This is a genomic window from Mycobacterium sp. E2699, assembly GCF_001666745.1.
GTDB lineage: Bacteria > Actinomycetota > Actinomycetes > Mycobacteriales > Mycobacteriaceae > Mycobacterium.
The window spans coordinates 1-572 of sequence record NZ_LZJH01000053.1 but is presented as its reverse complement, the minus strand read 5'-3'; the positions used below and the strand labels follow the sequence as shown (position 1 = coordinate 572).

At 65.6% G+C, this 572-nt stretch carries 1 protein-coding gene; it reads left to right on the top strand.

Annotated features, from left to right (window positions below; all coding sequences use genetic code 11):
- Positions 1–572 (top strand): class I SAM-dependent methyltransferase (locus A5696_RS07025; RefSeq protein WP_067875509.1); only part of this gene is annotated, 572 nt, incomplete at both ends.

Below are 572 nucleotides of genomic sequence, written 5' to 3'. Positions count from 1 at the left end.
ATGACGCTGCTGGACATCGGGTGTGGCTGGGGCGCCACCATGAGGCGCGCCATCGAGAAGTACGACGTGAACGTCGTGGGCCTGACGCTGTCGGAGAATCAGGCCGCCCACGTGCAGAAGATGTTCGACGAGATGGACACCCACCGCGGCCGCCAAGTGCTCCTGGAGGGCTGGGAGAAGTTCCACGAGCCGGTCGACCGCATCGTCTCCATCGGCGCTTTCGAGCATTTCGGGCGGCAGCGCTGGGGCCGCTTCTTCAAGATGGCCTACGAAGTGCTGCCGGCCGACGGCAGCATGCTGCTGCACAGCATCACTCGTCCGACCTTCAAGCACGCCCGGGCGCAGGGCAAACCGCTGACCCACGAGATCGTGCACTTCACCCAGTTCATCCTGGCCGAGATCTTCCCCGGTGGCTGGCTGCCGACGATCCCGTCGGTAGAGGAGCACGCGGACGCGGCCGGTTTCAACGTGACCCGGATTCATTCGTTGCAGCTGCACTACGCACGGACCCTGGAGACGTGGGCCGCGGCCCTCGAGGCGAACAAGGAGACGGCGCTCGCCATCCAGTCCCA